This is a genomic window from Chamaesiphon sp. VAR_69_metabat_338 (assembly GCF_031423935.1).
GTDB lineage: Bacteria > Cyanobacteriota > Cyanobacteriia > Cyanobacteriales > Chamaesiphonaceae > Chamaesiphon.
In genome coordinates, this window is record NZ_JANPGM010000107.1 from 1 (window position 1) to 1,767 (window position 1,767).

The following is a 1,767-nucleotide window of genomic DNA, read 5'->3' on the forward strand; positions in this document are numbered from 1 at the left end:
CACCCGATCGACAAACAAATTTATGTCAGTAACCGTTCATTTTTTACCAGATAAAGTTACCGTTACCGCCGAACCGGGCGAAGCATTGCTGAATGTAGCCGATCGAGCGGGAATTACAATTCCCACTGGTTGTTTGATGGGTTCTTGTTATGCCTGTGAGGTGGAAATTGAAGGGCAAGAAAATCCCGTCAGAGCTTGTTTGGCGAGCATCCCGATTGATGAGTCAGTTCTAATTGTCCACCGTTATGACGATCCGATTTGGTAGCTGGAGATTCAAGGTTTATCTACTAATTCTTTGACCTTGCCAAATGCAAACCAAATTGAAGCTAATCCTCCTAAACACATAGCGACAATTCCTTCAAGTCCGACTAATTTTAGTAATGCATCTAGAACATTAATAGCTTGGTATATGACATAAGCACCTGACATGCCACTAAAAATAGCCAGTGCGAGATCGAAAGCTTCCTGAAAAGACAGGTTCCATTTTTGATTGCGACGATATCGTATAATCAGAATCAGAATAGCTGAAGTTACTATTAATATAAATCCAATTCCAAATAAATATTTCTGAGCCACTTATTTATTTTCCGTCTGTTCTAACTGTTGGAAAACTAAACCAGGCATAGATGCCAACTAGTAAGCCACCGATAATTGCACCAGGAATTTGCGCAATTAGTACGCCTAAAAATGCACCACCACTTGCTAAAGTCAATACTCGATCGCCTCGTTGTAAAAATTGCGATCTTTGCTGGGGAGAGCTGAGGCTATTGGTTAAATTTTTTGTAGCAATTACCCAATTATTAGTAGGTAACACCCGATCGATAAATAAGTCATCTAGTCCCGATGTTATCGGGAAAGTTGCACCTAAACTTTTAGTACGCTCTTGAGAAGTATAGTTCTCGTCCCATTGAGCCAACGCATTTTGGTAGTCTCGTTCTAGAGGTGAATATTGCTGAATTAATGCTCGTAATTGACGAGCAGCATCGGGTCGATCTTCATGCAAAGATCGACCGACTTCAGTTAGCGAGTGCTGTAATGATGCTGGTAAAGGCTCTGTTTGTTGTGCGAGGGCATAGAGCAGTGCCTCCAGATCGATTATTTGTTTGGAAAAGCTCATATTTTAACCCTCTCCCGTCAGTGTAAACGCCGCCCAGTAGTAGGGATGGCTATATTTTGTAGGTATATTTAGCCCTATTGTACCCCCTTCTTTGAGCGTGTTTGTGATGCGGGCATTAAGTCGATCGATTATGCCGATTTCGAGATTGGTTAGTTGACTGAGTTGAGTTAGCCAGTCAGCGAGATTTTGCCAAGTAACCTGTTGCATCCATCGCTGAGTGATTGTCAAGGCAACAGCGGGAGATTTACCTGCTAACAGTTGTTGATAAAAGTAGATTGTAAACCAAGCATTCGCAATTTCATCGACTTGCCACAGGGTACTAAGCACATTGGCGGCTCCAGCTTGGAGGAATGCGCTGGTTAAACCGACATATTCGGTATCGATCTTTTCTCTCCCAGTAATCGCAGTTTCACAGGCAGCGAGGGTGATGAGATTGTAGCTAGATAAATCTAACTGAGCAATCCGTTTGGCGGTGAGTGGTTCGTCTATCAGCGCGAGGACGGAGGCTTCAGGAGAGCGGGAATTGTAGGCGGCGTGTCCGGTGAAGTGAAAGCTGGTGTGGGGCTGTCTCAGGGCATTCTCGACGGTGGCTAAACTGGCAGATGCCGAATCGATGTGGGTATGGGGTTGGAGTAAAGATCGGACAATTG

The 1,767-nt window shown here is 44.0% G+C and carries 4 protein-coding genes; 1 reads left to right on the top strand and 3 read right to left on the bottom strand.

What is annotated here, in order from left to right:
* Positions 1–22: 22 nt before the first annotated feature.
* Positions 23–265: a 2Fe-2S iron-sulfur cluster binding domain-containing protein gene (locus RMO84_RS03180; RefSeq protein ID WP_310487003.1), complete on the top strand. Its 243-nt coding sequence runs from the start codon at positions 23–25 to the stop codon at positions 263–265.
* Positions 266–273: 8 nt separating this feature from the next.
* On the opposite strand, the gene RMO84_RS03185 is transcribed toward RMO84_RS03180, so the two are convergent.
* From RMO84_RS03185 to RMO84_RS03195, 3 genes are all read right to left on the bottom strand, one after another.
* The gene (locus RMO84_RS03185) at positions 274–576 is read right to left on the bottom strand and encodes a hypothetical protein (protein ID WP_310487000.1); all 303 of its coding nucleotides are present in this window, start codon (positions 574–576) and stop codon (positions 274–276) included.
* A 4-nt stretch (positions 577–580) separates the two neighbouring features.
* Positions 581–1,117 (bottom strand): hypothetical protein, encoded by a 537-nt coding sequence (locus RMO84_RS03190; protein ID WP_310487001.1) that lies wholly within the window; start codon positions 1,115–1,117, stop codon positions 581–583.
* Between the two features lie 3 nt (positions 1,118–1,120).
* A partial coding sequence (locus RMO84_RS03195) for a CHAT domain-containing protein (RefSeq protein ID WP_310487002.1) occupies positions 1,121–1,767 on the bottom strand: 647 nt, incomplete at its 5' end.

Coding starts and splice junctions, on each gene's coding strand:
- RMO84_RS03180 (WP_310487003.1), top strand. CDS start 23: ATGTCAGTAACCGTTCATTTTTTACCAGATAAAGTTACCGTTACCGCC.
- RMO84_RS03190 (WP_310487001.1), bottom strand. CDS start 1,117: ATGAGCTTTTCCAAACAAATAATCGATCTGGAGGCACTGCTCTATGCC.